General features: G+C 65.1%; 25 protein-coding genes. 11 read left to right on the forward strand and 14 right to left on the reverse strand.

The window, feature by feature from the left end:
* Positions 1-35 precede the first annotated feature (35 nt).
* The 3 genes from QRN51_RS13700 to galT are packed head-to-tail and all read right to left on the reverse strand — an operon-like array spanning position 36 to position 3626.
* Positions 36-1274 carry an acetyl-CoA C-acetyltransferase gene (locus QRN51_RS13700; RefSeq protein ID WP_284990399.1) on the reverse strand — a complete coding sequence of 413 codons (1239 nt, stop codon included), beginning with the start codon at positions 1272-1274 and terminating at the stop codon, positions 36-38.
* 52 nt (positions 1275-1326) lie between these two features.
* Positions 1327-2496 (reverse strand): galactokinase, encoded by a 1170-nt coding sequence (gene galK, locus QRN51_RS13705; RefSeq protein WP_284990400.1) that lies wholly within the window; start codon positions 2494-2496, stop codon positions 1327-1329.
* On the reverse strand, positions 2493-3626 hold the full coding sequence (gene galT / locus QRN51_RS13710) for a galactose-1-phosphate uridylyltransferase (protein WP_284990401.1): 1134 nt from the start codon (positions 3624-3626) through the stop codon (positions 2493-2495). The genes galK and galT overlap by 4 nt, the downstream gene beginning before the upstream one ends.
* Positions 3627-3728: 102 nt before the next feature.
* Here galT and QRN51_RS13715 point away from each other — a divergent pair, with 102 nt between their 5' ends.
* From QRN51_RS13715 to ilvA, 3 genes are read left to right on the forward strand one after another with little or no spacing between them, the layout of a single operon-like run.
* On the forward strand, positions 3729-4679 hold the full coding sequence (locus QRN51_RS13715) for an aldose 1-epimerase family protein (RefSeq protein ID WP_284990402.1): 951 nt from the start codon (positions 3729-3731) through the stop codon (positions 4677-4679).
* 41 nt (positions 4680-4720) lie between these two features.
* The gene (locus tag QRN51_RS13720; protein ID WP_284990403.1) at positions 4721-6046 is read left to right on the forward strand and encodes an AI-2E family transporter; all 1326 of its coding nucleotides are present in this window, start codon (positions 4721-4723) and stop codon (positions 6044-6046) included.
* 3 nt (positions 6047-6049) lie between these two features.
* Positions 6050-7288, forward strand: a complete 1239-nt coding sequence (gene ilvA, locus QRN51_RS13725) for a threonine ammonia-lyase (protein ID WP_284990405.1) — start codon at positions 6050-6052, stop codon at positions 7286-7288.
* 149 nt (positions 7289-7437) lie between these two features.
* Here ilvA and greA read toward each other — a convergent pair whose 3' ends face one another.
* Complete coding sequence (greA, locus tag QRN51_RS13730) at positions 7438-7932, reverse strand: transcription elongation factor GreA (RefSeq protein WP_184736437.1); 495 nt, start codon at positions 7930-7932, stop codon at positions 7438-7440.
* Between the two features lie 153 nt (positions 7933-8085).
* Positions 8086-8544 (reverse strand): DUF4307 domain-containing protein, encoded by a 459-nt coding sequence (locus tag QRN51_RS13735; RefSeq protein ID WP_284990406.1) that lies wholly within the window; start codon positions 8542-8544, stop codon positions 8086-8088.
* A 127-nt stretch (positions 8545-8671) separates the two neighbouring features.
* Here QRN51_RS13735 and mca point away from each other — a divergent pair, with 127 nt between their 5' ends.
* The 3 genes from mca to QRN51_RS13750 all read left to right on the forward strand — a co-directional run bounded on the left by mca (position 8672) and on the right by QRN51_RS13750 (position 12246).
* Positions 8672-9577 carry a mycothiol conjugate amidase Mca gene (gene mca / locus QRN51_RS13740; protein ID WP_284990407.1) on the forward strand — a complete coding sequence of 302 codons (906 nt, stop codon included), beginning with the start codon at positions 8672-8674 and terminating at the stop codon, positions 9575-9577.
* A gap of 70 nt (positions 9578-9647) precedes the next feature.
* Positions 9648-10040 (forward strand): hypothetical protein, encoded by a 393-nt coding sequence (locus tag QRN51_RS13745; protein ID WP_284990408.1) that lies wholly within the window; start codon positions 9648-9650, stop codon positions 10038-10040.
* A complete protein-coding gene (locus tag QRN51_RS13750; protein WP_284990409.1) occupies positions 10018-12246 on the forward strand; it encodes a thioredoxin domain-containing protein in 2229 nt (742 codons plus the stop codon). The genes QRN51_RS13745 and QRN51_RS13750 overlap by 23 nt, the downstream gene beginning before the upstream one ends.
* A gap of 14 nt (positions 12247-12260) precedes the next feature.
* On the opposite strand, the gene trhA is transcribed toward QRN51_RS13750, so the two are convergent.
* A complete protein-coding gene (trhA, locus tag QRN51_RS13755) occupies positions 12261-12902 on the reverse strand; it encodes a PAQR family membrane homeostasis protein TrhA (RefSeq protein WP_284990410.1) in 642 nt (213 codons plus the stop codon).
* A 243-nt stretch (positions 12903-13145) separates the two neighbouring features.
* Between trhA and QRN51_RS13760 the strand changes: the two genes are divergently transcribed.
* Complete coding sequence (locus tag QRN51_RS13760; RefSeq protein ID WP_059387964.1) at positions 13146-13907, forward strand: isoprenyl transferase; 762 nt, start codon at positions 13146-13148, stop codon at positions 13905-13907.
* A 371-nt stretch (positions 13908-14278) separates the two neighbouring features.
* Positions 14279-15553, forward strand: coding sequence for an RNA 5'-3' helicase PhoH2 (gene phoH2 / locus QRN51_RS13765; RefSeq protein WP_370872299.1), 1275 nt, complete (start codon positions 14279-14281; stop codon positions 15551-15553).
* Between the two features lie 191 nt (positions 15554-15744).
* On the opposite strand, the gene QRN51_RS13770 is transcribed toward phoH2, so the two are convergent.
* Positions 15745-16389, reverse strand: coding sequence for a GNAT family N-acetyltransferase (locus tag QRN51_RS13770; protein WP_284990412.1), 645 nt, complete (start codon positions 16387-16389; stop codon positions 15745-15747).
* A gap of 178 nt (positions 16390-16567) precedes the next feature.
* The gene (locus QRN51_RS13775; protein ID WP_284990413.1) at positions 16568-17338 is read right to left on the reverse strand and encodes a hypothetical protein; all 771 of its coding nucleotides are present in this window, start codon (positions 17336-17338) and stop codon (positions 16568-16570) included.
* A 59-nt stretch (positions 17339-17397) separates the two neighbouring features.
* On the opposite strand from QRN51_RS13775, the gene QRN51_RS13780 reads away from it, so the two are divergent.
* Both QRN51_RS13780 and QRN51_RS13785 read left to right on the forward strand, forming a co-directional pair.
* Positions 17398-17955, forward strand: coding sequence for a prepilin peptidase (locus QRN51_RS13780; RefSeq protein WP_284990414.1), 558 nt, complete (start codon positions 17398-17400; stop codon positions 17953-17955).
* A 164-nt stretch (positions 17956-18119) separates the two neighbouring features.
* Positions 18120-18593, forward strand: coding sequence for an NUDIX hydrolase (locus QRN51_RS13785; protein ID WP_284990415.1), 474 nt, complete (start codon positions 18120-18122; stop codon positions 18591-18593).
* Here the strand turns inward: QRN51_RS13785 and QRN51_RS13790 are convergent.
* From QRN51_RS13790 to QRN51_RS13815, 6 genes are all read right to left on the reverse strand, one after another.
* Positions 18581-18781: a hypothetical protein gene (locus tag QRN51_RS13790; RefSeq protein ID WP_059387958.1), complete on the reverse strand. Its 201-nt coding sequence runs from the start codon at positions 18779-18781 to the stop codon at positions 18581-18583. The two genes, QRN51_RS13785 and QRN51_RS13790, sit on opposite strands and share 13 nt — an antisense overlap.
* A 117-nt stretch (positions 18782-18898) precedes the next feature.
* Positions 18899-20635, reverse strand: coding sequence for an MDR family MFS transporter (locus QRN51_RS13795; protein WP_284990416.1), 1737 nt, complete (start codon positions 20633-20635; stop codon positions 18899-18901).
* Complete coding sequence (locus QRN51_RS13800) at positions 20632-21300, reverse strand: TetR/AcrR family transcriptional regulator (protein WP_284990417.1); 669 nt, start codon at positions 21298-21300, stop codon at positions 20632-20634. Before QRN51_RS13800 ends, QRN51_RS13795 begins: the two co-directional genes overlap by 4 nt.
* A gap of 132 nt (positions 21301-21432) precedes the next feature.
* Positions 21433-22869 (reverse strand): class II fumarate hydratase, encoded by a 1437-nt coding sequence (locus tag QRN51_RS13805; protein ID WP_284990418.1) that lies wholly within the window; start codon positions 22867-22869, stop codon positions 21433-21435.
* Positions 22870-22966: 97 nt separating this feature from the next.
* The gene (locus QRN51_RS13810) at positions 22967-23581 is read right to left on the reverse strand and encodes a carbonic anhydrase (protein ID WP_059387956.1); all 615 of its coding nucleotides are present in this window, start codon (positions 23579-23581) and stop codon (positions 22967-22969) included.
* 9 nt (positions 23582-23590) lie between these two features.
* A complete protein-coding gene (locus QRN51_RS13815; RefSeq protein ID WP_284990419.1) occupies positions 23591-24310 on the reverse strand; it encodes a DUF4245 domain-containing protein in 720 nt (239 codons plus the stop codon).
* A gap of 204 nt (positions 24311-24514) precedes the next feature.
* Here QRN51_RS13815 and glpX point away from each other — a divergent pair, with 204 nt between their 5' ends.
* Entirely contained in the window at positions 24515-25534 is a 1020-nt protein-coding gene (glpX, locus tag QRN51_RS13820) for a class II fructose-bisphosphatase (RefSeq protein WP_171983398.1), read from the forward strand.
* The last annotated feature ends 47 nt before the right edge of the window (positions 25535-25581 follow it).

The following is a 25581-nucleotide window of genomic DNA, read 5'->3' on the forward strand; positions in this document are numbered from 1 at the left end:
CGTCTTCAGGGGCACTACGTGTCTTTCCGGTGCGGTTAGGACAGACGCTCGAAGACCACCGCCATGCCCTGCCCGCCACCGACACACAGGGTCGCCAGTCCCAAGGTGCAGTCCCGTTCCCGGAGGCCATTGAGCAAAGTGGTGGTCATCCGGGCGCCTGTCATGCCAAAGGGATGGCCAAGGGCGATGGCTCCGCCGTGGACGTTAAGTTTCTCCGGATCGATGCCGAGTTCGCGGGCGCTCGCTACCACCTGGACGGCGAAGGCTTCGTTGAGTTCCACGAGGTCAATGTCCGCCATGCTCAGCCCCGCCAGTGCCAAGGCCCGGCGCGACGACTCCACGGGACCCATGCCCATGAGTTCCGGGGAAAGGGCGCTGACTCCCGTCGAGACGATGCGTGCCAGCGGCTCGAGGCCAAGCTCCCGGGCCCGGAAATCGCTCATGACCACCACGGCGGCGGCGCCATCGTTGAGCGGGCAGGCATTCCCGGCGGTCACGGTCCCTTCCTTGCGGAAGACCGGCTCCAAGGCGCTGACCGCTTCAAGGGTGACGCCGGCGCGAGGTGAATCGTCGCGCTCGACGACGGTCCCGTCTTTGCGGGTGTACGGCGTGATCTCGCGGGCGTAGAAACCGGAGGAGATGGCCGCCTCGGCACGGTTCTGGCTCTGTACCGCCCACAGATCCTGCTCGGCCCGGCTGATTCCGTGGCTCGTGGCGACGTTTTCCGCGGTCTGTCCCATCGCGATGTAGACGTCCGGCATCCGTCCTCCCATGCGGGGATCCGTCCACGGGGTGTTGGACGCGGCCCGGGCGGCCGTACGGGCGCGCGCGGCTTCAAACAGGGGGTTGTGCACGCTGGTGTCGGTTTCCCCTGCCCCGACCCAGTTCTGGTAGCGGGACACCGATTCGACCCCCGCCGAGACGAAGGCGTGGCCTTCTCCGGAGCTGATGGCGTGGAAGGCCATCCGCAGAGTTTGCAGGCTCGAGGCGCAGAAGCGGTTGATCGTGGCCGCGGGGACGGTGTCCAGGCCGGCCAGGACGGTCACCACCCTGGCCATGTTCGAGCCGGCCTCGCCGCTGGGCTCGGCGCAGCCAAGGTAGAGGTCATCGAGCCCGCGGCCGTCTAGTGCCCCTGGATCGAAAGCCGGAATCTTCGCCAGCGCGGCAGTCACCATGGCCGCCGCGAGGTCGTCGGGACGTTCGTCCTTGAGTGACCCTTTGAAGGCCCGTCCAATGGGGCTTCTGGCGGTGGAAACGATGACGGCCTCAGTCATGCCCCCAGCTTACGCCGGGGCCGGCCCGCCCAAGGCGGCGGATACTCGGACCTCAGGCGAGTCGTGTGGCCCCGGCGGCCGGGGTCACGGTGAAGATGTCCGGCGTCGTGAAACCGGCCGCCGCGAAGGCGCGTACGACGGCGTCGCGCACCTCCTGCTCGTGGCCCACCGGGGTGAGGGCGATGGCCGAGCCGCCGAAGCCGCCGCCCGTCATCCGGGCGCCGATGGCACCGTGGGCTCGGGAGGTTTCCACCGCGAGATCCAGTTCCGGACAGGAGATCTCGAAGTCATCGCGCATGGACGCATGGCTCGCATCGAGGAGCCTGCCGATGTGGGCGGGGCCCTCCGTGGTGAGGCGCTCCACGGTCTGCAGCACGCGGTCGTTCTCCGTGACGATGTGCCGCACCCGCCGGAACGTGGTGCTGTCCAGGAGGCCGCTGACTTCCTCCAGGTCGCCGATGCCTACGTCGCGCAGGGCCGGGACCCCCAGTACCTGGGCCCCGAGTTCGCAGGAAGCACGACGCGAGGCATAACCGCCGTCGGCATGTGAATGGGAGACCTTGGTGTCGATGACCAGCAGAACGAGTCCGGCCTCCTGGGCGTCGAAGGGGACTAGTTGCACGCTCTGGTCGCGGCAGTCCAGGAAGACCGCATGGCCCTTTGACCCGCGAAGCGACGCCGACTGGTCCATGATTCCGGTAGGGGCGCCCACGAAGTCGTTCTCGGCCCTCTGCGTTGCGAGGACCATGTCTTCGGCGCCCAGTCCCGCGCCCGTTAGCTCGTTGAGGGCGGAGATGACGGCGCATTCGATGGCGTGCGAAGAGGACAGCCCCGCGCCCAGCGGGACATCCGAATCCATGAGGAGGTCGAAGCCCGGGACAAGGACGCCGCGCTGTTGCAAGGCCCAGGCGACGCCGAGCGGATACTTCGTCCAGCCTTTGGCCGCTTCGGGAACCAACGCGTCGACGTCGGCTTCGACGAGGCCTTGCCCGCCGAAGGTAGACAACAGCCGGACGCGTGAGTCATGGCGGATCCGGACTGCAACCTTCGCGGTCTTGTCGATGGCGAAAGGCAACACGAAACCTTCGTTGTAATCGGTGTGCTCGCCGATCAGGTTCACGCGTCCCGGTGCCTGCCACACGCCGTCGGGGGCTGAACCGAAAGTCGACTCGAAAAGCCCGGAGAGGGCGCCCACGGCGGGGGCGTCGGGAGTGGAGGTCATGCTGGGGCCCCTTCCGGAATAGCGCGCTGGGAATCGCTGGCGACGGCGCGCAGCCGTTCGGCCACCGATTCGGGCGTGGTGTCGTTGATGAAGGCTCCCATGGCGGCCTCGGAACCGGCAAGGTACTTGAGCTTGTCGGCAGCACGGCGTGGGGAGGTGAGTTGCAGGTGCAGGTGGCCGGACGGTCTCAAGGCGGGATCCAGGGGTGCCTGGTGCCAAGCGGAAATGTACGGTGTGGGAGTCGGATACAGGGCGTCCATGCGCTTGAGCAACTCAAGGTAGACGTGGGCTAGTTCGTCGCGTTCTTCGCCGCTCAAAGCGGCGAGGTCGGGAACTTGCCGATGGGGGACGAGATGCACCTCCAGCGGCCAGCGGGCGGCGAACGGCACGTAGGCGCTGAAGTGCTCGGCTTCGAGCACCATGCGGCTCCCGTCCTGGCGTTCGGCCTTGAGGATCGAGGACGTGAGCGATTCCCGGCCCTTGGAGTCGTCGAAGTACCGGCCGGCGGCGGCGCCAAGGCTGGCCGCCCGCGGCGTGACGTAGGGGTAGGCGTAGATCTGTCCGTGCGGGTGGTGAAGGGTTACCCCGATGTCAGCGCCCCGGTTTTCGAACGGGAACACCTGCTGGATTCCGGGAAGGGCGCTGAGCGCCTCAGTCCTGTGCGCCCAGGCTTCGACGACCGTGCGTGCCCTGGTTTCGCCAAGCTCGGCAAAGGATCCGGTGTGGCTGGGCGTGAATGAGACAACTTCGCAGCGGCCGTATGCAGGGCCGGAGGTTCCCCAAGCGGGCATGCCCGGGATCATGCCGACCGCCGGCCCCAGTGAGGGGAAGCGGTTCTCGAACACCACGACGTCGTAGTCCGGCGCCGGGATTTCGGAAGGGTTCGCGGGGGTGGTGGGGCAGATGGGACATTGGTCTGCCGGTGGCAGGTGGGTGCGGCTTTGGCGGTGTGCCGCCACGGCGACCCATTCGCCGCTCAGCGCGTCGTAGCGCAACTCGCCCGGATCGGCGCGCTGCGGCAGCTCACGGTGATCCGTCAGCGAGCCGGGATCGCGCTCCGGCGAGCCGGCGTCGTCGAAATAGATCAGCTCCCGGCCATCGGCGAGGCGTGTGCTGGTAAGGCGAGTCATGGATTTATGGTGCCACAGAGTGCTCAAAAAGGCAAAATATCTAACAAAAAAGAACATTGAGGGTGAAGCCAAGCAACACATGGGATGCAGTACGGTGGTGCCATGCCTCCCACAACACCGTCTTCGACACCGGGCGAAGAGACCGTATCCCGACGCTTTGCCAGCGGACGCCAATTCGAGATCCGCCGCGGTGACGCACTCGCCGTCGTCACCGAGCTCGCCGCGGGCTTGCGGTTGTTCAGCCGCGACGGCGTCCAGCTCACCGAGAGCTACGGCGACGCGCAACTTCCGCCCGGTGCCACCGGAATTACCCTCGCCCCGTGGGCCAACCGGATCGAGGACGGGATCTGGTACCTCGACGGCAAAAAGCAGCAACTGGACATCACGGAGGTGTCCCGCAACAACGCCAGCCACGGGCTCCTGCGCAACTCGTCCTACGCCCTCGTGGCGGAAGACGAATTCTCCGTGACCCTCGAAGCCGTGATCTTCCCGCAGCACGGCTACCCCTTCCTGGCCCGGCATCAGGTCCACTACGAGATCGACGCCGGGCTGGCGCTTCGGGTCTCCCAGAGTTTCATCAATGATTCGGCGGCCCCCGCGCCCTTCGTCCTCGGGGCGCACCCGTATTTGCGTGTAGGGGACGTTCCGCCGGAAGAGATGGTCCTGACTGTCCACGCCGGTACGCGACTCGTGGCCGACGAGCGGCTGATCCCGCGTAGTTCGGTGCCTGTCGACGGTGATTTTGATTTTGGCGCCGGCCGGAGTGTGGGTGGCCTGGATGTCGACGTGGCGTTCACGGATTTGGGGTTCGACGGCGGCATCGCCCGCCAAACGCTGTCGGCGCCGGATGGCCGAAGCGTCTCCTTGGAGCAGGACGAAAGCTGCGCCTACGTCCACATCTTCGTCACGGATACTTTTCCGGGCCGCTCGAAAGCGGTGGCGATTGAGCCCATGACCGGTCCGGCGAACGCGTTCAACTCGGGCGATGGCCTCCGGTGGCTCGAACCGGGGGAGACCTTCACTATGAGGTGGGGAATCGTGGGCGCGCTGTAGATGGGTTTCCTATCGGGCGCTCCCTGCGGAATTATGGGTGAATGACGCCAGCACAGGACGCCACGCCATCGAGTGAGCCCGTTTCGGCCGCGCCCAGGCAGGTGTCGGAGCATCACATTGCGCAGGACATCCCGTACGGAGTCCGGATTGCTGCCGCGTGGGCATGGCGGGTGGGCCTCATATTGGTGGTCGTTGGAGCCCTTATTTGGCTGTTGGGGAAGGTCAGCTTCCTGATCATCCCGCTCATGGTCGCCTCCCTCCTGGCAGGCTTGCTCTACCCGGTCACGGGGTGGCTCAGGAAGCTCAAGATGCCCCAAGGAGCGGCCGTTGCCATCACAGTGGTGGGGTTTCTCGGGGTCATCGCGGGAGCCCTGGCGTTGGTGGGACGGCAACTCGCTGTGGGATTCGGCGAGCTGTGGCAGGAAGCGCTCACGGGCATCCAGCAAATCCAGGCCTGGCTCGCTGACGGCCCGCTGCACCTGACCGCGGACCAGATCGACACCTACATCCAGAGCGCCACCTCGGCCCTGCAGAACAACAGCAGCAGCATCCTCAGCGGTGCCCTGTCCTTCGGTAGTACCGCCGGGCATTTTGCCGCGGGCATGGTCCTGGCCCTCTTCATCCTGATCTTTTTCCTCCTCGAGGGGTCCAGGATCTGGCGGTTCATCGTCGGGCTCCTGCCCCGGACCGCACGCGCAGCGGCCTATGGCGCGGGCCGGCGCGGTTGGTCGTCCATGGTCAGCTACGTGCGCATCCAGATGTTCGTTGCGTTCGTGGACGCGGTGGGGATCGGCGTCGGCGCAGCGATTATCCAGGTTCCCCTCGCCCTGCCCCTGGGTGTGTTGGTGTTCATCGGCTCGTTCATCCCGGTGGTCGGTGCCCTCGTGACGGGAGCCATCGCGGTGCTCCTGGCCTTGGTGGCGAATGGTCCCGTCAACGCGCTCGTCATGTTGGCCATCGTCCTGTTCGTGCAGCAGCTTGAAAGCCATATCCTCCAGCCGCTCATCATGGGCAAGGCCGTATCGCTGCACCCGGTCGCCGTCATCTTGTCGGTCGCCGCCGGTTCCTACCTGGCCGGAATCCCGGGAGCGCTCTTTGCCGTCCCGCTCCTCGCCGTAGCAAATACGGCGGTTCGCTATATTGCAGCGCGGACGTGGGAACATGATGAAGGACTGATGACGGCGTACGCCGGCGCAGGGATTGCACCACCGGACTCCGATGAGGAACCCACCATCAAGGAAATCCACGGTCCCGGCGCCAACGCGGGCGCACGGTCCAACAGCGGCGAAGGCGCCGCAGGTCAGCACGCGGCTGCGGAACGGACATTCGCCAAGGATGCCGCACAGCACACCAACAAAGGAGATTAACCCGTGAATACCCTCGATACCCTGCCCGTCACCCTGGACGATGTCCTTAAGGCGCAGGAGCTGCTCGAGGGCATTATTACCAAGACCCCCATCGAGTCCTCACGGGCCCTGGGAGCGATGGTAGGCGGAGAGGTCTTCTTCAAATGCGAGAACCTCCAGCGGGCAGGTTCCTTCAAGGTCCGCGGTGCCTACGTGCGGATGGCACGCCTGTCTCCCGAGGAAAAGAAGCGCGGCGTGGTGGCGGCTTCGGCAGGCAACCACGCGCAAGGCGTTGCGGTGGCGGCGAAGAGCCTCGGAATCAAGGCACGCATCTACATGCCGCTCGGTGTGGCGCTTCCGAAGCTTGCCGCAACCCGCAGCCACGGAGCCGAAGTCGTCCTGCACGGACACAACGTGGATGAGGCCCTGGCCGAGGCGCAGCGCTACGCGAACGAAACTGGCGCGGTCTTCGTCCACCCCTTCGACAACGTCGACGTCGTGGCGGGCCAGGGCACCGTCGGGCTTGAAATCCTGGATCAGGTCCCTAACGTCGACACGGTCCTGATGGGCGTCGGTGGCGGTGGCCTGCTGGCCGGAGTCGCCGTCGCGATCAAAGCGAGGGCCAGGGAGCTGGGACGCGAGATCCGGATCATCGGCGTGCAGGCCGAGAACGCGGCCGCCTACCCGCCGTCGCTCGCCGCTGACGCCTTGGTGCCGCTCAAGAAGGTTTCCACCATGGCGGACGGCATCGCCGTCGGACGCCCCGGCCAGCTGCCGTTCAGCATCATCCGCGAACTCGTGGACGACGTCGTGACGGTGAGCGAAGACTCTTTGGCCCGGGCCCTCATCTTCCTGCTCGAGCGCGCCAAGATGGTGGTCGAGCCGGCCGGTGCTGTCGGCGTCGCAGCCCTCATGGACGGCAAGATCGAGAACCCGGGGACCACCGCCGTCATCCTGTCCGGCGGCAACATCGACCCCATGCTGATGCTCAAGGTGATCCAGCGCGGCCTCTCGGCTGCGGGACGCTATATGACCGTGCGCATGATGCTGGATGACCGTCCCGGTTCCTTGGCGACCATTGCCCGCATCATCGCCGAAAACGATGCCAACGTGACCGGCCTGGACCACACCCGGGTGGGCGGCGCGATCAGCATGGGCGACGTCTCCATCACCGTCAACCTGGAAACCAAGGGCCACGAACACAGCGAGCAGGTCCTGGCAGCCCTTCGAGCCGAGGGCTTCCACCCGATCGTGGTGCACTGACGCCGTAGCCCACCCCAACTGACTCGCAGTTGTTGTCGTTACGAGCCCTCAAAACGACAACAACTGCGAGCTAGTTGGGGGGGAACCCAAAGCAAAACGCCGGCCCGCCCCGGGAAGGGGTGGGCCGGCGTCGTTGTTTCGCGGAACAATCAGCCGGCGAACGGCTTGGCGGAAACAATCTCCACCGGAATTTCCTTGCCGTTGGGGGCGACGTAGCTGATCTTGTCGCCTTCCTTGTGGCCCATGATCGCCACGCCGAGCGGGGACTTCTCGCTGAAGACGTTGAGATCGGAATCGCCGGCGATTTCACGGGATCCGAGCAGGAAGGTCTCTTCGTCACCGGCGATGCGTGCGACGACGAGCATGCCGGGCTCGACGATTCCATCATCGGCCGGAGCTTCGCCCACCTGGGCGTCGCGCAGGAGCACGGTAAGCTGGCGGATGCGGGCCTCGATCTTGCCCTGCTCTTCCTTGGCGGCATGGTATCCACCGTTTTCCTTGAGGTCGCCTTCCTGACGGGCGGCTTCGATCTTCTGTACGATCTCCGCACGGCCAGGGCCGGAAAGGTGGTCCAGCTCTGCCTTCAGGCGGTCAAATGCGTCCTGGGTAAGCCAAGCTGCAGGCGCGCTGTTGGTGGTCGACACGGACTTCTCCTTATGGATCTGACAAGCAAAGACCCCGCCGGTGCAGGCCACTCGTGGAACTCAGCAACCAACTCAGCGGGGTTAAGGTATTGATCCAGTGTAGTCAATCCTGTGGACAAACCCAAGCTCACTGAGTCGCGGGTCACACCGTTGCTATTTGCTGCCGTCGACAATCCAGCAGTTGTCCACGACGGCGGACACGGCCTCGGACTCCGTGCGAAGGATGGCCCTTTGGGCGGTTGTCTGGCCACCGTCGGCCCCTGCCTTCGGGGCATTCGGGCCGATCTCAACGACTTTCCAGCCGACCACCGCGAACTTGGCATCCATGGCCTTGACCGCGCATTTTGCGGTGGCATCCGGGTTCTTTGTGACCTGGAAATCGACCGACAGCTGGGTGGCATCAGTGGCGCTGTAACCGATGTCCTTGAAAGACACAGACGATTGCGAGGAAGACATAGTGACCCAAAACAAGAGCCCAATGACCACGAGGAGGACGGCGATGACGATGTTCCGTTTGGTTTTCCCTCCGAAGGCGCGCTTTTGGCTGCCGTAGCGATTGGCTAGGCTGGTAGTTGCTGGCAGCGCCGTGCCCGATGGGTCTTCCGAAGTCACCCACCCAGTTTAGTGGGCTTCCGGCGCCTCTTCGCCCACAGCGGAGTCGCACGCGTTAGAAAGATCTGATCAGTACAGCCACCAGCAAACCCAGAACAGCATGACCCGGAAAGAGGAACCGTACCGGATGAGCACATCCACCAGCCCCGACACGCAGCTCCGGCTGCTCGCCGTCCACGCACACCCGGACGACGAGTCAAGCAAGGGCGCGGCAACCATGGCGATGTATGCGGCTTCCGGCGTGGAGGTCATGGTGGCTACCTGCACCGACGGTTCCCGCGGGGACATCCAGAACCCGGCCATGGAGTCCGCCCCGCACCCGAAGCGCGACATGGCAGGCGCGCGCCGTTTGGAAATGAAGCAAGCTGCCGCGGTCCTCGGAATCAAGCAGCGTTGGTTGGGCTTCGTGGATTCCGGACTGCCCGACGGCGATCCGTTGCCACCCCTGCCCGCCGGCTGCTTTGCGCTTCAGCCCCTTGAGCGGGCCTCGGCACCGCTCGTCCGCTTGGTCCGCGACTTCAAGCCGCACGTCATGGTGAGCTACGACGAAAACGGCGGCTACCCGCATCCTGACCACATCATGGCCCACAAGGTTGCCGTCGAAGCCTTCCACGCAGCCGGTGACCCGGAACGCTACCCAGGGACAGGCGAAAGCTGGGCGCCCAGCAAGCTGTACTACGACCGCGCCTTCAGCCCCGACCGCTTCCGGGCCTTGCATTTCGCGCTCGAAGAGGCGGGCCTGCAATCGCCCTACGCCGAACGCCTGGCCTCCTGGCTTGAAGCCGACGCGGAAGGACATACTCCGCCGAGGCCTATGCACCAGACCACCACGCAAGTGGATTGCGGTGACTACTTTGAGGCCCGTGACGACGCACTCAGGGCGCATCGGACGCAGATTGACCCCCTCGGCTTCTTCTTCGCAGTATCCCCGGAGATGCAGCGCAGGGCCTGGCCGTGGGAGGACTACACGCTGGTCGACTCCCGTATCCCGGCCGAACTGCCGGAAAAGGACCTGTTCGCAGGGCTAAGATAGGATCGCCGGCGATTTCTATCAAGCGTAGAAGTCGCCACCCGGCTGGAAACTCCCATAGAAGGTTTGAACCGTGCACCACTTTCTCATCGCCCTGGCCACGACCCCGTCGCCTACCCCGACCCCGTCGCTGCGCCCCGGCTTGTCGGAAGACCAGGTGACCCCGGGAACCTGGGGATTCGTCCTGACTGCCTTCATCGTGGTGCTCACGACCTTCCTGATCGTCGACATGGTCCGCCGGATCCGGCGGGTCCGCTACCGCGCCCAGGTTGAAGAAGCCCTGGTCGGGGGTCCCGACGCGGCTGAGGCGGACGGTTCCGGGACTGACGGTTCCGTGACCGGCTCTGGGACCGGCGGCGCTGGGACCGGCACTGCTGGGACCGGCACTGCTGAGACCGGCGGCGCTGTTGCGGGCAAGCCGCGCGCAGAAGACTCCGACGGCGATGCCGGCTCCGGAGCCCGCTGACCCGGGCATCACCCGGGAATGGCCGGGGGCGTCCAACGCCCTCGGCTCGGAACCGTCCGCCTATCTCCGCCAGCATGCGGACAATCCGGTGTACTGGCGGCCGTTCGGCGACGAGGCCTTTGCATTCGCGGCGGCCCGCGATGTTCCCGTCTTTCTCTCCATCGGCTATGCCGCGTGCCACTGGTGCCACGTCATGGCCCACGAGTCATTCGAAGACCAGGACACCGCCGAGTATCTGAACGCCCACTTCGTGGCCATCAAGGTGGACCGCGAAGAACGCCCCGACGTGGACTCGATCTACATGGCAGCCACGCAGGCCATCAGCGGCGAGGGCGGCTGGCCGATGTCGGTGTTCCTGACGCCCGACGGCTTGGCCTTCCATGCGGGCACCTATTTCCCGCCGAAGCCACAACCCGGAAGGCCGTCCTTCCGCCAGGTGCTTGAAGCGGTCCATGAGGCTTGGCTGGAACGCCGCGACGCCGTCGAGCAAAACGCGCGAGGGCTCGCCGTCGGCATGGCCGATGCCCAGCTCGCCTCAGCCGTGTTCCTCGACAGGCCGTCCGAAAGCCTGGACAGAAGCCTGTTATCGGAAGCCGTGCGTCTTCTCGCCCGTTCGGAGGACCCCGACGGCGGTGGCTTCGGCGGCGCTCCCAAGTTCCCGCCGTCGGCCGTTCTTGAGTTCCTGATCCGGCACGCTGCCGTACCGTCGGATACCTCGGACGCCGCCCGCGACATGGCGGGCCGCACGCTCGCCGCCATGGCCCGTTCCGCACTGTGCGACCAGCTCGACGGCGGCTTCGCCCGGTATTCCGTGACCGCGGATTGGGCCGTGCCGCATTTCGAGAAGATGCTCTACGACAATGCCCAGCTCCTCCGTGCCTACGTCCACTGGGTCCGGCTTCGGGGCGACTGGGTCTTGCCGGCCGGCGAGGCCGCAAGTGTGGCGTCGCGGGTGGCGGACTGGATGCTCGGCTCGCTCGGCGTGGGTGATCCCGCGGCGCCGGACGGACTCGCTTCCTCGCTCGACGCCGATACCGTGGTGGACGGAGTGCATCACGAAGGGGCGTCCTACCTGTGGACTCCTGCGAGCCTCGAAGCCGTGCTTGGCCCCGGGGACGGCGCCGCAGTGGCCCGGCTCATGAACGTGGGACCGTCCGGGACGGTCTCGGAACTCGGATCTCCGCTCCATCCCGGGCGCCAGCTCTCCGGTGCGGAATCGCGGTTGTGGAACCGAGTCAGGCCCGCCTTGCGCGCCGCGCGCTCGGCGCGGCCCCAACCGGCCCGGGACGACAAGGTCGTGGCGGGCTGGAACGGCCTGGCCATCGCGGCGCTTGCCGAAGCCGGCGCTGTCCTGGACAGGCCTGAACTGGTGACCGCCGCGGAAAGCGTGGCCGAGTACCTGGTGCGCGCGCACTGGCGTCCGGCCGCCGGCACCTCAAAGCCCGGGGCGAGGGTGCTGATGAGGGTCTCGCACGACGGCGTTGCGCGCGGCATCAGCGGCTTGTTGGAAGACTACGCATTTTGCGCCGAAGGCTTCCTGGCCCTCTACGCGGTGACTGGCCAGCAGCGCTGGTACCGGTTCGCGGAGGAGCTGATCAGCGGAGCCTGCGCGCGATTCGTGGTGGACGGCAGGTTGTCGGACTCCGTAGGGGAGTCGGCCCAGGTATTCAACGCGCAGGGCCAGCACGCGGGCCTGGACCCCTTCGACAACGCGGCGCCCAGCGGGGCAGCTGCGTTTGCCGGAGTGTTGCTGAGCTACGCGGCCTACTCCGGTTCGCACGAGCACAGGGCCATGGCGAGCAACATCCTCTCGCTCCTGCCGCCCATAGCCGGGCGGGCTCCACGGGTAGCGGGATGGCTGCTTGCGACCGCCCAGGCAGCCGCGGTTGGTCCCGTAGAGGCCGCAGTATCCGGCCCGCCATGCGCCAAACAACGGGAACTCCACCGCGCGCTGTTGGCCTCGCCGAGCCCGGGGATGGTGGTTGCGGTCCAGCTCCGTGTGGCCGGCGAACAAGCGCCCGACGACGGCGCCCTGCCCGGGGCCCGGGCAGCGGAACCTGAGGTGCCGCTGCTCGAAGCCCGTACGGCTGCCGCGGACGGCTCACCGCTGGTGTATCTATGCCGGGGGATGGTGTGTGACCTGCCGCTTGGATCGGTCGAGGAACTCGCGCAGCGCCTCGACGCGATGGCGGAAGCCGCCGGCTAGCCCAGGATCGCCAATTAACTCAGCACGGCAATCATGATCGCGGCGAAATGTGCGGCGAACGCCAGCACGGTGAGGGCGTGGAAGAGCTCGTGGAAGCCGAAGTTCAACGGACTGAAGTTGGGCCTCTTGATTCCGTAGAAAACCGCGCCCGCGATGTAGAGGACCCCGCCCACGCAGATCAGGATCGCCGCTGGAACGTTCGCCGTGAAGAACTCCGGCAGGTAGAACAATGCCCCGCAGCCCAGCGCGACGTAGGTGGGCACGTAGAGCCAACGTGGAGCGCCGGTCCAGAGAACCCGGAAAAGCACTCCCAGCAGTGCACCGGACCAGATCACCCACAGCAGGAGGACGGCCTTGGGACGCTCCAGCAGCGACCATGCGAGGGGCGTGTAGCTGCCCGCGATCACCAGCATGATGTTGGTGTGGTCCAGGCGCTTGAGGACCATCCTGGTCTTCGGCTCCCAATTGCCGCGGTGGTAGACCGCGGACACGCCGAAGAGCAGCACACCCGTCAAGGCGTAGATGGCGGAGGCGATTTTGCGATCCGTCGTTGGCGCCAATGTCACCAGGACGATCCCTGCCGCGACGGCGAAAGGCGTGGCCACAGCATGGATCCAGCCGCGCCACCTCGGCTTGGTTGTGAGCAGCTCCGACATCGTTAAAGCGTAACCCGCGCCTGGATAAGTTACTGCCGAGTAGCGCCCTTTGCGATCGCTTTCCGCTGTTCAGGTGTGCCGGCTGCCCGCCTTGGGAAGGTAGCCTTGGTGGTGCGCCTACGGCAGCGGTCCGGAGGTGTCGATAGTTGTTTGGCTGGGGGCCGGCTGCCAAGCGGACCGGCCGCCGTCGTCGTTTGTTTCGCTTTTAACGTGCTGTTCATAGGAAGTCAGGTGAGTGTCCGGATGGAGTGGCCCGGCTTCCTCTACGGCTTCTACGAGCGCAAACTGCTCCGTTCGCTCGAGCGGGAGAAGATTCCCCGGCACATCGGCGTCATGGTGGATGGCAACCGCCGCTGGGCGCGGCAGTTCAACGCTCCGACCAGCGAAGGCCATCAGGCAGGCGCGGACAAGATCCACGAATTCCTCGGCTGGTGCCAGGAACTCGGTGTCAAAGTCGTCACTCTCTACATGCTCTCGACGGACAACATGAACCGTTCCGGCGAAGAGCTCGAACTGCTGATGGGAATCATCGCCAATACCCTCGACCGCTTGGATGACGACGCCGATATCTCGGTCCACGCCATGGGCGCGCCGGAGCTCCTTCCGGACTACCTCGCCGAGCGGCTCAACAAGCTCACGGCCCGCACGCCGATCCGCGAGCGGCTCCATGTGAACGTGGCCGTCGGGTACGGCGGACGGCGCGAGATCGTTGACGCCGTACGGGAACTGCTGCACGACGCCGTCGCGCACGGCCGCGACATCACCGAGCTGGCCGATGAGCTCTCAGTGGACGACATCTCGCGTTTCCTTTACACGCGAGGCCAGCCGGACCCGGATCTGGTGATCCGCACGTCAGGTGAACAGCGTTTGTCAGGTTTCCTCATGTGGCAAAGCGCCTACAGCGAGTTCTACTTTTGCGAGGCACTCTGGCCCGCGTTCCGCAAGGTTGATTTCCTGCGGGCCCTGCGGGACTACGCCGGCCGCCAACGCCGCTTCGGTTCCTGACTCGGTGACTTCCGGTGCGCTCCCGTTTACGGGAAGTTCACATGTTGTCTACACGAATCGCCGTTTGGGCTAACCGGAAATGTAATCGCACGGGAATACGTTAATCCCATCAGTAGGCAAACCGCCTGCTGATCGGGGAGGCCAGTAGATGGAGCGAATCATCGCACCAGTTACGTGGGGGGCCGCGCCCGGCCTTCCGGCCGAGCCGCCTCACGAATAAGCCGGGTTCGCCCGGGGCTGGAGTCGATGTGGCTATTTCTGAGCAACTGCCCGTAGTCGTTTCAGACGGGGAAAGTTCAGCTACCTCTCGCACCAAGCGGGCCAACAGCGGGCGGACTGCACAGTCCGGGACCCCGACTGGCCGGAGCTATGTGATTGACACTTCCGTCTTGCTTTCCGATCCGCACGCCCTGTTGCGCTTCGCGGAGCACGAAGTCATTGTCCCGATCGTGGTCATCACCGAATTGGAGGGCAAACGCCACGATCCCGAGTTGGGCTACTTCGCCCGCAAGGCCCTCAGGCTCCTGGATGACCTGCGCATCGAGCATGGCGGATTGAATCAAGCCATCCCGATCGGAACCGACGGCGGCACGCTGCGCGTTGAGATGAACCATGTGTCCACCGAAGTGCTTCCGGCAGGATTCCGTGGCCCGGACAACGACAGCCGCATCCTGGCAGTCGCCAAGAACCTCGCCAACGAAGGCCGCAACGTCACGGTCGTCTCCAAGGACCTTCCGATGCGCGTCAAAGCCTCCGCGATGGGGCTGTTCGCGGACGAATACCGCAATGAACTCGTCAAGGACTCCGGCTGGACCGGCATGGCGGAGATCGAAGCCAGCGAGGACGAAATCACCACCCTGTACGGGCATGAACCGGTGTTCATCCCGGCGGCGGCGGAGCTGCCCGTCAACACGGGACTGGTGCTGCTTTCCAACCGGGGCTCCGCCTTGGGACGCGTCGGCGCGGACAAGCAAGTGCGGCTGGTCAAGGGGGACCGCGATGTCTTCGGACTGCACGGCCGCTCGGCGGAGCAACGGCTTGCGATCGATCTGCTCATGGATCCCAGCGTCGGAATCGTCTCGATCGGAGGCCGCGCGGGTACGGGAAAGTCGGCCCTGGCCCTGTGCGCCGGACTCGAGGCCGTCCTGGAGCGCCGGGAGCACCGCAAAGTGATCGTCTTCCGCCCCCTGTATGCGGTGGGTGGACAGGAACTTGGCTACCTTCCCGGTTCCGAGGCGGAGAAGATGAACCCCTGGGCGCAGGCGGTCTTCGACACTCTCGGTGCGCTCGTCAGCCAGGAAGTCGTGGAAGAAGTCATGGACCGGGGCATGCTGGAAGTCATGCCGCTGACCCACATCCGCGGACGTTCGCTCCATGACGCCTTCGTGATCGTGGACGAGGCACAGTCGCTCGAAAAGAACGTGCTCCTCACGGTCATGAGCCGTATCGGCCAGAACTCCAAGATCGTCCTGACCCACGACGTCGCCCAGCGGGACAACCTCCGCGTCGGCCGGCACGACGGCGTTGCCGCCGTCGTCGAGACCCTCAAGGGGCACCCGCTCTTCGGCCACATCACCCTGACCCGCTCCGAGCGCTCGCCGATCGCAGCCCTCGTGACGGAGCTGCTTGAAGGGGCCGAAATCTAAGGCTCGGCCTCTGTTGTCCGGAGGGCCGTGGCCAGGTTCGCCTGGCCACGGCCCTCCGCGCGTCGATCGTTGTCGCTCTCTCACCGACGCTCGCTCACGTATGTCGGGTTTTCCCCCCGACGCTCGCTCACGTATGTGGCGTTTTCCCCCGACGCTCGCTCACGTATGTCGGGTTTTCCCCCGACGCTCGCTCACAAACCCAGGAACTGTGCTGCGGCTTCATGGCCTTCCACCTTTAGCTTCCAATCGGGTCGGGTGAAGGAGCCCGAGGTGAGTCGAACTCGTTGGACCTGCACGACGTCGGTGCCCCATTGGTCGCGGTAAATGCCGTTGGGTTCATAGCCGAGGCTGGCGGAAACGCCCAAGGATTCCTTGTTCCAAATGGCAGCTTCGGATGTCGCTACTTCGGCGTTCAGGTAGTCGAAGGCGTAGCTGAGGGCGGCCGCGCGCATCTCCTTGCCAAGGCCTAGGCCTTGGGCGCCTTTCTTGAGCCAGGAGCCGGTGGAGACGGTCTTCAACGATGCGAAGTTCTTCGCCTCGATATCCTGGCAGCCAATGAACTCGTCGTTATGCCAGATGCCGAGGAGGAGCGTCCATGATTCCGCAGCCATTCCCGCACGGCAGCGCCAATACCACCCGGCCATGTTGGCACCCAACTCATCCTTGGGCAGTTCCGTCCAGGGGTTGCTGAAGGGGGACTTCCCAGGCTCGTGAATGCCGCTGAGGGCGGCCTTGACGGCTGCGGGGATGTCGGCGTCCTGTATGGGGCGCAACTCCAAGCGGGGTGTGGTCAGGATGAGGCCGAAGAAGGGCCAGATGGCGCTTAGCTCATTCATCCGGGAAGCCTAGCGGACATGTGAGCGGGCGTCGGCCGGAAACCCGATATATGTGAGCGGGCGTCGGCCGGAAACCGGATACATGTGAGCGGGCGTCGGCCGGAAACCGGATATAGGTGAGCGGGCGTCGGCCGGAAACCCGATATACGTGAGCTAGCGTTCCAGGGCGGGGCCGCGCTCATGCACGGGGACCGATGTCCCAACTGATGTGCTTGCGGACGTCGGTGAGGTTCATCGATTCGGCGAGGAACAGATCGTCCAGCATGTATTCGTCCACCCCCAGGATCCGCATCCAATGCCCGTGGCCGGTGGTATCGCCGTCGAGCGATTGGCTGGAAACGCACACACCCGTTCCCGAGTCCACCCGCAACAGCGTGCGCCCAGGGAAACAGAGCGGCGTTGCCGCATCAGCAGCCACGTAGCTGGATCCCGGCGTCGCGATGGTTTCGAGCGCCGGACGCCCCTCGTGCTCCACTTCCCGAATGGCGCCGAACGACACCCTGTTGGACTCGGGAAACTCCATCGGCACTGGCGCATTACCGGCGAGCTCGACAGGATCAAGGGCTGCAGCGAGCCGACCGTTCCCGAACGACGGTTCGCCGTAGGCCGCTTCGGGGCGTCGGCGGACCAAGCCCGCGGAGTCATAAACGGGGGTGACCAAGTGGGCCGGCAATAGCCAGGACTTGCGCTTGGAACCAAGGTAAAGCCCGTCTCGGGAGTCGTTGATGCCCGTGGTGCTATGCAGTAACGCACCGTCGACGGTTTCGAGCCGAAGCGCTCCCGGCCGGCGCAACCAGGCGCGCACTGTGGCATCCGCCTTGCCCGGCCTGTCCAGGTATTCGAACCTGAGGCTTGTCCATTTCCACGGGGAGGAGCGGCAGAGGTTTCGGAAGGTGGAGGACATGTCGGCATCCGGACTGCCCTGGATTTCTGCACTGTAACGCCCCATATCCACAGTCTAAGCGTGCGTAACCGGCGAAGGTTTGAGAAAACCGATAGCATCCGAGGGTGATCCGACGACTCGGCGAATTATGGGGGACCAGTTTCCCGGCCTTCTGGCTGCTGCTCGCAGCTTGTGTGTACTTTGCTGTCATGGCTGCCCGGCTCACGGTCATCGACGTCCGTCACCACCTCTTGCCCAACCGGATCGTCTTCCCCTCCTATGCCATCGCCGGTGCGTTGCTGCTCGGCGCTGCGGTGGCCGTCACCTTGGCGGGGGGAGCGGCTGGACCAGCGCCCGACGGCGGTGCCCCCTTCCTCGGGGTGCCTGCCTTGGGAATCGTGGCCGGGGGAGCCGTGCTGTGGGTGTTCTATTTCATCCTGCGCTTGGTCTACCCGCCGGGGATGGGCTTCGGCGACGTCAAATTGGCCGGCGTCCTCGGCCTTTACCTTGGCTATCTGGGTTGGGCGCATGTTTTTGCCGGAACATTTGCGGCGTTCCTCTTCGGTGGGCTGTGGAGCCTGGGAGTCCTTGCTGCCCGGCGGGGAACCTTGAAATCTTCGATACCGTTCGGGCCGTTCATGCTGGCCGGTGCCGCTGCGGCCATGTTTGCCCTGCCGGCGTGAGGAGAGCTGTGGGCAAACGGAGCGAGAAGCGACCGTTTGAGCCGCCTTGCCCGCTGTCATTCGGGCATCGCCGGTGGGATACTCGCCCTACTGGCGGATCCGATCCGGAAGCGGAGGCAGAGCTCGTGTTGGTTATGGCTGATTCAACGGAAGCGGGCTAGGCCGTGCCGGTCCCGGAATTCATCCGAGAAATCCGCGAGAAGATCGGCAACGATCCGCTGTGGCTACCCGGCGTCCGGGGCGTGGTCCTGGACGACGAGAACCGGGTCCTGCTGTGCCAACGGGCCGACAATGGCCGGTGGACCCTGATCACCGGAATGCTGGAACCCGGGGAGCATCCGGCCCCCGGTTTGCTCCGCGAGATCTTCGAGGAGACTGCAGTTGTGGCCGAAACCGAGCGCATCCTGGCGGTGGGCGTGATCGGCCCGGTCACGTATCCCAACGGAGACGTGTGCGACTTCCTGGATATTGCCTTCAAATGCCGCTATGTCTCGGGAGAGGCCCGCGTCAACGACGACGAGTCAATCGCCGTCGGCTGGTTTGCCCTCGACGAGTTGCCTGAGATCAGTGCCGGCCACCGCGAAACCATCCGGCTTGCGCTGGAGCCAGGCTCCGCCGTCGCATTTCAGCGGGATTGACGAGCCGCGAGGATCGCGCGGGCAGCGAAGAGGCATGCGGCGGCACCACAGGCAATAGCGCCGACGATGGTCCACCATTCGCCCTTGGCGGAGGCTATCGAGACGGCCAGGAGGCCGAAAAGGACTGCCCCGAGTCCCCATCGAACGGCCGGGCTGATGTTCGCGGATTCTTCGGGCTCTGAACTCATGCGTTCCAGCCTAAGCCAGATGCTCGGCCCGGAGGACATGCCCGGCCTTGCGTCCCGGCAGTGGACAGATTCCCCATATGTCCACTGGTCCGAGCCAAGGGCGGGCATGTCCCGGGCTCAGCGCCGGGCGAGCTCGCCGTCTTTGTCCCCCAGCGGGCCGGACTCCGGAACAGCGTCTACGGCGCGAGACCCCTCGCCGGACCCCTCGGCGGAACCCTCGCCGGAACCCTCGGCGGAACCCTCGGGGGTTCCTCCGAGGCGTTCGGCTTCAAGGCGTTCGGCCTCGGCGCCCCCGACAGCCTCGCCCCGGGCCACCATTCCGGCGGTGTCGGAGAGCGGGATCTGCTTGAGGGTGATCGCGAGGAGGAGGGCGATGGCGATGAACGGGATGAGATACCAAAACACGGGTGCCAGTGAATCGGCGTAGGCGTTGACGATGGCGTCCTTGACCTGGACCGGCAGTTGGGCCAGCGTCTGAGGGTCAAGCTTGCTGGTGGACTGTGCGGCCTGTGAGGCTGAAGCACCCGCGCCTGTGAATGCCTTGGTGAGGGACTCGGCCAGCCGCGTGGTGAAGATCGAGCCGAAGACGGCGACGCCCAACGAAGCCCCGACTTCGCGGAAGTAGTTGTTGGTGCTCGTTGCCGTGCCGATCTGCTCGGCTGGAACGGCGTTCTGCACCACGAGGACGATGACCTGCATGATCAAGCCGAGGCCCGCGCCGAAGATGAACAGCTGGATGCAGATGACCCAGATCGGAGTTGCCGCCGCGAGGGTCGTGAGCCACAACATGGCAACGATCGTGAGGCTCGCTCCGAGGATCGGGAACATCTTGTACTTGCCGGTCTTGGAGATGCGGATACCGGAGTAGATCGACGTACCCATGAGTCCAACCATCATCGGCAGCATAAGCAGGCCGGAGACGGCGGCCGAGGTGCCGGAGGACATCTGCAGGAACGTCGGCACGAAGGCGATAGCGGCGAACATGCCCAAGCCCAGGGTGAAGCCGATGGCCGTTGCGTTGATGAAGATCCGGTTCTTGAACAGGCTCAACGGAATGATGGGATCTTCGGCTTTACGCTCCACAAGGACGAAGAGGAAGGCAGCAAGCACCATGCCGGCGCCGAAGGCCCAGGTCAGCGGGGAGTCCCAGCCTTGGTCCTTCTTGCCGCCGAAGTCGGTGAAGAAGATCAGGCAGGCCGTGGCAGCGGACAGCAGCAGCACGCCCAGGATGTCGATGCGCTTTTCGGCCTTCTTGTTCGGCAGCGTGAGCGTGAACCAGGCGATCGTGAACGCCGCAATGCCGACGGGGATGTTGATGTAGAAAGCCCATTCCCACGTCAGGTGATCGACGAAGAAGCCGCCCAGGAGCGGGCCGGCCACGGCGGAGAGGCCGAAGATGGCACCGAGGGGACCCATGTACTTGCCGCGTTCCTTGGCAGGCACGATGTCCGCGATGATGGCCTGCGACAGGATCATCAGGCCGCCGCCGCCCAGGCCCTGGATGGCGCGGAAGATCACGAAACCCCAGAAGTCGGTGGCGAAGGCGCAACCGATGGAAGCTGCGGTGAACAAGCCGATGGCAATGAGGAAGAGGTTCCGCCGGCCCAGGATGTCACCGAATTTGCCGTAGATCGGCATGACGATGGTGGTGGCCAGCAAGTAGGCCGTGGTGATCCAGGCCTGGTTCTCCACGCCGCCGAGCTTGCCGACGATCGTGGGCATGGCCGTGGACACGATGGTCTGGTCCAGGCTCGAGAGCAGCATTCCGGCGATGAGCGCCGAGAAAATGATCCAGATCCTTCTCTGGGTCAAGAGCAGCGGTGCGGCCGCTTTGGTCTTGAGGGTGGTACTCACGGTTGGTCCTTCTGGGGTTCGACGGGGTGGGTGTCCAGCGCTTGGGCGAAGAGAGTACGGGCTGCGTGGAGGTTCCGGTCCAGCAGTTCGCGGTAGGGCTCGGTGTTCTCTTCGGAAAAGAACTGTTGGCTTGTCTTCTTGGTGACGGCGCCGAAGACCGCCGCGGCCATGACGATCTCGGCATGGTCCGCGGCGAGGCCTTCACGGGATGCGATGAGCTCTGCGAATTGGCGCTCGCGGACTTCGCCTTCACGGGTCAACCGGCCAAGGAGCTGGGGCTCGGCCTTGACTGCGGCGATGAGCTGGCGGATCTCCGAAGGGCTGACGGTGGACCGCTCGAGGACCGCCAGGGTGAAGTGCCGCAGGGCGGACAGCAGCGAGCCGGAGATCGTGCCGGCTGCACGATCGGGATTGCGGTTAAAGGCTTCCAGCGCGTCCTCGGGAAGCTCGTCGGAGAACGAGCCGATCACTGCGTCTTCCTTGGTGTGGAAATAGTTGAAGAAGGTCCGCCGCGATATGCCGGCCTGCTCGCAGGCTTCCTCGACAGTGAAGCCGTTGAGTCCGTGCTGGGCCGTCAAGGACCGCGCGACGGCGGAGATCGCCGAGCGGGTCTGAGCGCGCTTGCGCTCCCGGAGTCCACCGTCGTTAATTGCACTATTTTCCACAGAGTAAAGTTTTGCACTTTTGATTGGAAAGTGCAAGAAATCCTATGCGGGCAGAAACGACGACGGCGGCCGGCGCCTTCCGTGGGGAAGGTGCCGGCCGCCGTCGGGCTGGCCAGTCGGGCTGGCGAGAAACTAGGCCTTGTGGGCCGGGCGGGTCATGGTGGTGACGTCGAGGGCCTTGTCGAGCTGCTCTTCAGTCAGTTCGCCGCGCTCGAGGTAACCCAGGGAGACCACGGCTTCGCGGATGGTCAAACCCTCCGCAACGGCCTTCTTGGCGATCTTTGCCGCTGCTTCGTAACCGATGAACTTGTTCAGCGGGGTCACGATGGACGGGGAAGCCTCGGCCAGGAAGCGGGCGCGCTCGACGTTCGCGGTGATGCCGTCGATCATCTTGTCGGCCATGACGCGGCTGGTGTTGGCCAGGAGGCGGATGGATTCGAGCAGGTTGGCAGCCATGACGGGGATGCCGACGTTGAGCTCGAAGGCGCCGTTGGTACCGGACCAGGCGATGGCGGTGTCGTTGCCGATGACCTGGGCACAGACCATGATCGAGGCTTCGCAGATGACCGGGTTGACCTTGCCCGGCATGATCGACGAACCCGGCTGGAGGTCCGGGATGGAGATCTCGCCGAGTCCCGTGTTGGGGCCGGAGCCCATCCAGCGGAGGTCGTTGTTGATCTTCATGAAGGAAATGGCGATGTTGCGCAGCTGGCTGGAGCCCTCGATGAGGCCGTCGCGGTTGGCCTGCGCTTCGAAGTGGTCGCGTGCCTCGGTCAGCGGCAGGCCGGTGTCGGCTGCGAGCAGCTCGATGACGCGCTCCGGGAAGCCTTCTGGGGTGTTGATGCCGGTGCCGACCGCGGTGCCGCCCAGGGGGACCTCGGCGACGCGGGGGAGGGCGGCGTTGATGCGCTCGACGCCGTAACGGACCTGCGCTGCGTAGCCGCCGAACTCCTGGCCAAGGGTCACCGGGGTGGCGTCCATAAGGTGGGTACGGCCGGACTTGACGACGTCCTTGAACTCCACGGCCTTGCGGTCCAGGGAAGCAGCCAGGTACTCGAGGGCCGGGATCAGGTCGTTGATCAGGGCCGACGTCGCGGCGACGTGGACCGACGTCGGGAAGACATCGTTGGAGGACTGCGAAGCGTTGACGTGGTCGTTCGGGTGGACAACTTTGTCGCTCCCGGCGGCCGCGAGGGCGCGCGTCGCCAGCTCGGCGATGACCTCGTTGGTGTTCATGTTGGAGGACGTGCCCGAACCGGTCTGGAAGACGTCGATGGGGAAATCGCCGTCGTACTTTCCGGCGGCAACCTCATCGGCAGCGTTGGCAATGGCCTCGGCGAGCTCGCCGTCGAGCACCCCAAGTTCAGCGTTCGCCAGGGCCGCGGCCTTCTTGACGCGGGCCAGGGCCTCGATGTGCGCGCGCTCAAGCGTCTTGCCGGAGATCGGGAAGTTCTCCACGGCGCGCTGCGTCTGGGCGCGGTACAAGGCGTTCACAGGAACGCGAACTTCGCCCATCGTGTCATGTTCAATACGGAACTCGGCCGTGTTGGATTCTTGAGTGGAAGTCATGGGGCTAGCTTATGGCGAGCAGCCGCTTGACCGAAAACCGGTGGAACAAAGCTACGGCCGCCGCTTGCCGCCCCTTCGGGGCGGCCCGGCATCCGGCCTAGAGCTTGCCGATCCCGGAAACAAGCGCCGCGCGGCCTTCGTCCAGTTTGTAGGAAAGCCCGACGACGGCGGCCCGGCCGTCGTCGATCGCGTCGGAAATCACACGGGAACTGTCGGCAAGGCGGCGGGCCGTCTGCTTCACGTGCTCCACCACCATCTCGTTGACGTCCGTCTGCTCGTTGCGCATTGCGGTGAGGACGGAAGGCGTGATGCGCTCCACGAGGGAACGGATGAAACCTGCCGGCATTTCACCGGTCTCGACGGCACTCTTCGTCGCGGTCACCGCGCCGCAGCTGTCGTGGCCAAGGATCACGATGAGCGGAACATGCAGTTGGGAGATGCTGTACTCCAGCGAACCGAGGACCGCGTCGTCGATCACCTGACCGGCGGTGCGGACCACGAAGGCATCGCCCAGGCCGAGGTCGAAGATGATTTCGGCGGCCAGGCGGGAATCAGAACAACCGAAGATCACGGCAAAGGGGTGCTGGTCCTCCACCAGGGAATGCCGGCGGGAAGCGTCCTGGTTGGGGTGCATGGACTCCCCGGCGACGAAGCGTTCGTTTCCTTCGCGCAGACGGCGCCAGGCAAGTGCAGGAGTCAGATAGGTAGCCACGGCGCTACTTTACGGCTTTGTGGTGCCAGGCTGCGAAACTGTGTCGCCCGGCTTCGTGCTCGCGTCCGCCGAAGCGACCGGAGCTGCGTCCATCGCCTTGACCACTGCGGTGGCCAAGGTGGAGAACTCGTCCAGGCCGGCGCCGCCGCTCAGGATGATCGTGGTGCCGCGGTAGTTCAGGACCATGCTGCGGTTGCCCTTGGCCGTGTCGTGGAGCTCCCAGTCGTGGCCGCCGGCGCTGCGCGTTCCGGTAACCGGAGCACTGCCGGTCTGCTGGAAGATCCAGGTTGGGTTGGCCTTGCGGGTCTGGACAATGCCGATGAAGGCCTGCTTGGGAGTGACGTATCCGACCTCCCACGTGGGCACGCCATCGCCGGTTCCGGATGACCAGCGGGCGTAGTTCGGACTAAATGTGTCGCCGGTATCCGGCGCCACCGGTGTGAAACCGGCCACATCTTTCGCATTGGCGGCGGTTGCCGCCACATCGACGTTGGGCTTGTAACCATTGCTCTTTGGCGCCGGATTCATGAGCACAATCGGCAGGAACGCCAGCACGCAGAGGAGCAACGCGATGAGCATGCCAATCACCGAGGCATTGGCCCTTTTGGCTGCTTTCGCCGGGATAACGGGCTTCACCGCAGGCTGACCGGCGTCGTCGGCGCCAGCTGCGCCCGTGCCTCCGCCGTCGGAGGGGGCGGCGGCAATTGCTTTGTCTTGCGTTTCACTCACGCTTCAATAGTCTCCTATCCAAGCGGCTAATACACATCGGCCGGTCCGCGCAAGGGGCGTTCCGGGAGTTGGTCATCCGATGACCGCGCCACCCCGCCCCGACTATGATCTCTTCTAGAGGAATCATTCAGGCCGCCAAGCCCAGCCATTCCTGGTCCCACGAATCGCGTCATCGAAGAAGAGGTTCACGTGTCTCCAGCGCCAATGTCCCAGAAGTATTCCACGATTTCGCCGGCGCTCGCCGTCGGGACCGATGAGCCGGACCGCAACCTGGCCCTCGAACTTGTCCGGGTTACCGAAGCTGCCGCCATTGCGGGCGGCCACTGGGTTGGATTCGGCGACAAGAACAAGGCAGACGGCGCCGCCGTCGACGCCATGCGCTCCTTCCTCCACACCGTCCATTTCAACGGCGTCGTTGTCATTGGCGAGGGTGAAAAGGACGAAGCCCCCATGCTCTTCAACGGCGAGCACGTCGGTGACGGCACCGGACCCGAGTGCGACGTCGCCGTCGACCCCATCGACGGAACCCGCCTGACCGCGCTGGGCATCAACAACGCCCTCGCCGTGTTGGCAGTTGCCGAGCGCGGCACCATGTTCGATCCCTCCGCCGTGTTCTACATGGAGAAGCTCGTCACGGGTCCCGAAGCAGCCGACATGGTGGACCTGCGCCTCCCGGTGAAGCAGAACCTGCACTTGATCGCCAAGGCCAAGGGCGTCAAGGTCAACCAGCTCAACGTCATGATCCTGGACCGCGACCGCCACCGCCCGCTGGTGGAGGAAATCCGCGAAGCCGGTGCCCGCACCAAGTTCATCATGGACGGCGACGTCGCAGGCGCCATTGCCGCTGCACGTTCCGGCACCGGCGTCGACGCCCTGATGGGCATCGGCGGCACCCCCGAAGGCATCGTTGCCGCTTGTGCCATCAAGTCCCTCGGCGGTGTCATCCAGGGCCGCCTGTGGCCCACCAGCGACGACGAGAAGCAGAAGGCCATCGACGCCGGACACGACCTCGAGCGCGTCCTCTCCACGAACGACCTCGTCACGAGCGACAACTGCTACTTCGCCGCTACCGGCATCACCGATGGCGACCTCCTCAAGGGCGTGCGCTACTCCAAGGACAAGGTCCTGACCCAGTCCATCGTGATGCGCTCCAAGTCCGGCACCATCCGCTTCGTCGACGGCGAGCACCAGGCCAGCAAGTGGGAGGGCTACGCCCGCAAGTAGGACCCACCCCCCCAGCGCGAACTGGCAGCAAATGCCCTCTGAATCGA

The organism is Arthrobacter sp. efr-133-TYG-120 (assembly GCF_030209785.1).
GTDB lineage: Bacteria > Actinomycetota > Actinomycetes > Actinomycetales > Micrococcaceae > Arthrobacter.

Excerpts from the sequence above, each read along its gene's own strand:
- QRN51_RS13700 (WP_284990399.1), bottom strand. The coding sequence starts at position 1,274 with ATGACTGAGGCCGTCATCGTTTCCACCGCCAGAAGCCCCATTGGACGG.
- galK (WP_284990400.1), bottom strand. The coding sequence starts at position 2,496 with ATGACCTCCACTCCCGACGCCCCCGCCGTGGGCGCCCTCTCCGGGCTT.
- galT (WP_284990401.1), bottom strand. The coding sequence starts at position 3,626 with ATGACTCGCCTTACCAGCACACGCCTCGCCGATGGCCGGGAGCTGATC.
- QRN51_RS13715 (WP_284990402.1), top strand. The coding sequence starts at position 3,729 with ATGCCTCCCACAACACCGTCTTCGACACCGGGCGAAGAGACCGTATCC.
- QRN51_RS13720 (WP_284990403.1), top strand. The coding sequence starts at position 4,721 with ATGACGCCAGCACAGGACGCCACGCCATCGAGTGAGCCCGTTTCGGCC.
- mca (WP_284990407.1), top strand. The coding sequence starts at position 8,672 with ATGAGCACATCCACCAGCCCCGACACGCAGCTCCGGCTGCTCGCCGTC.
- QRN51_RS13750 (WP_284990409.1), top strand. The coding sequence starts at position 10,018 with ATGCCGGCTCCGGAGCCCGCTGACCCGGGCATCACCCGGGAATGGCCG.
- trhA (WP_284990410.1), bottom strand. The coding sequence starts at position 12,902 with ATGTCGGAGCTGCTCACAACCAAGCCGAGGTGGCGCGGCTGGATCCAT.
- QRN51_RS13760 (WP_059387964.1), top strand. The coding sequence starts at position 13,146 with ATGGAGTGGCCCGGCTTCCTCTACGGCTTCTACGAGCGCAAACTGCTC.
- QRN51_RS13770 (WP_284990412.1), bottom strand. The coding sequence starts at position 16,389 with ATGAATGAGCTAAGCGCCATCTGGCCCTTCTTCGGCCTCATCCTGACC.
- QRN51_RS13775 (WP_284990413.1), bottom strand. The coding sequence starts at position 17,338 with ATGGGGCGTTACAGTGCAGAAATCCAGGGCAGTCCGGATGCCGACATG.
- QRN51_RS13790 (WP_059387958.1), bottom strand. The coding sequence starts at position 18,781 with ATGAGTTCAGAGCCCGAAGAATCCGCGAACATCAGCCCGGCCGTTCGA.
- QRN51_RS13805 (WP_284990418.1), bottom strand. The coding sequence starts at position 22,869 with ATGACTTCCACTCAAGAATCCAACACGGCCGAGTTCCGTATTGAACAT.
- glpX (WP_171983398.1), top strand. The coding sequence starts at position 24,515 with ATGTCCCAGAAGTATTCCACGATTTCGCCGGCGCTCGCCGTCGGGACC.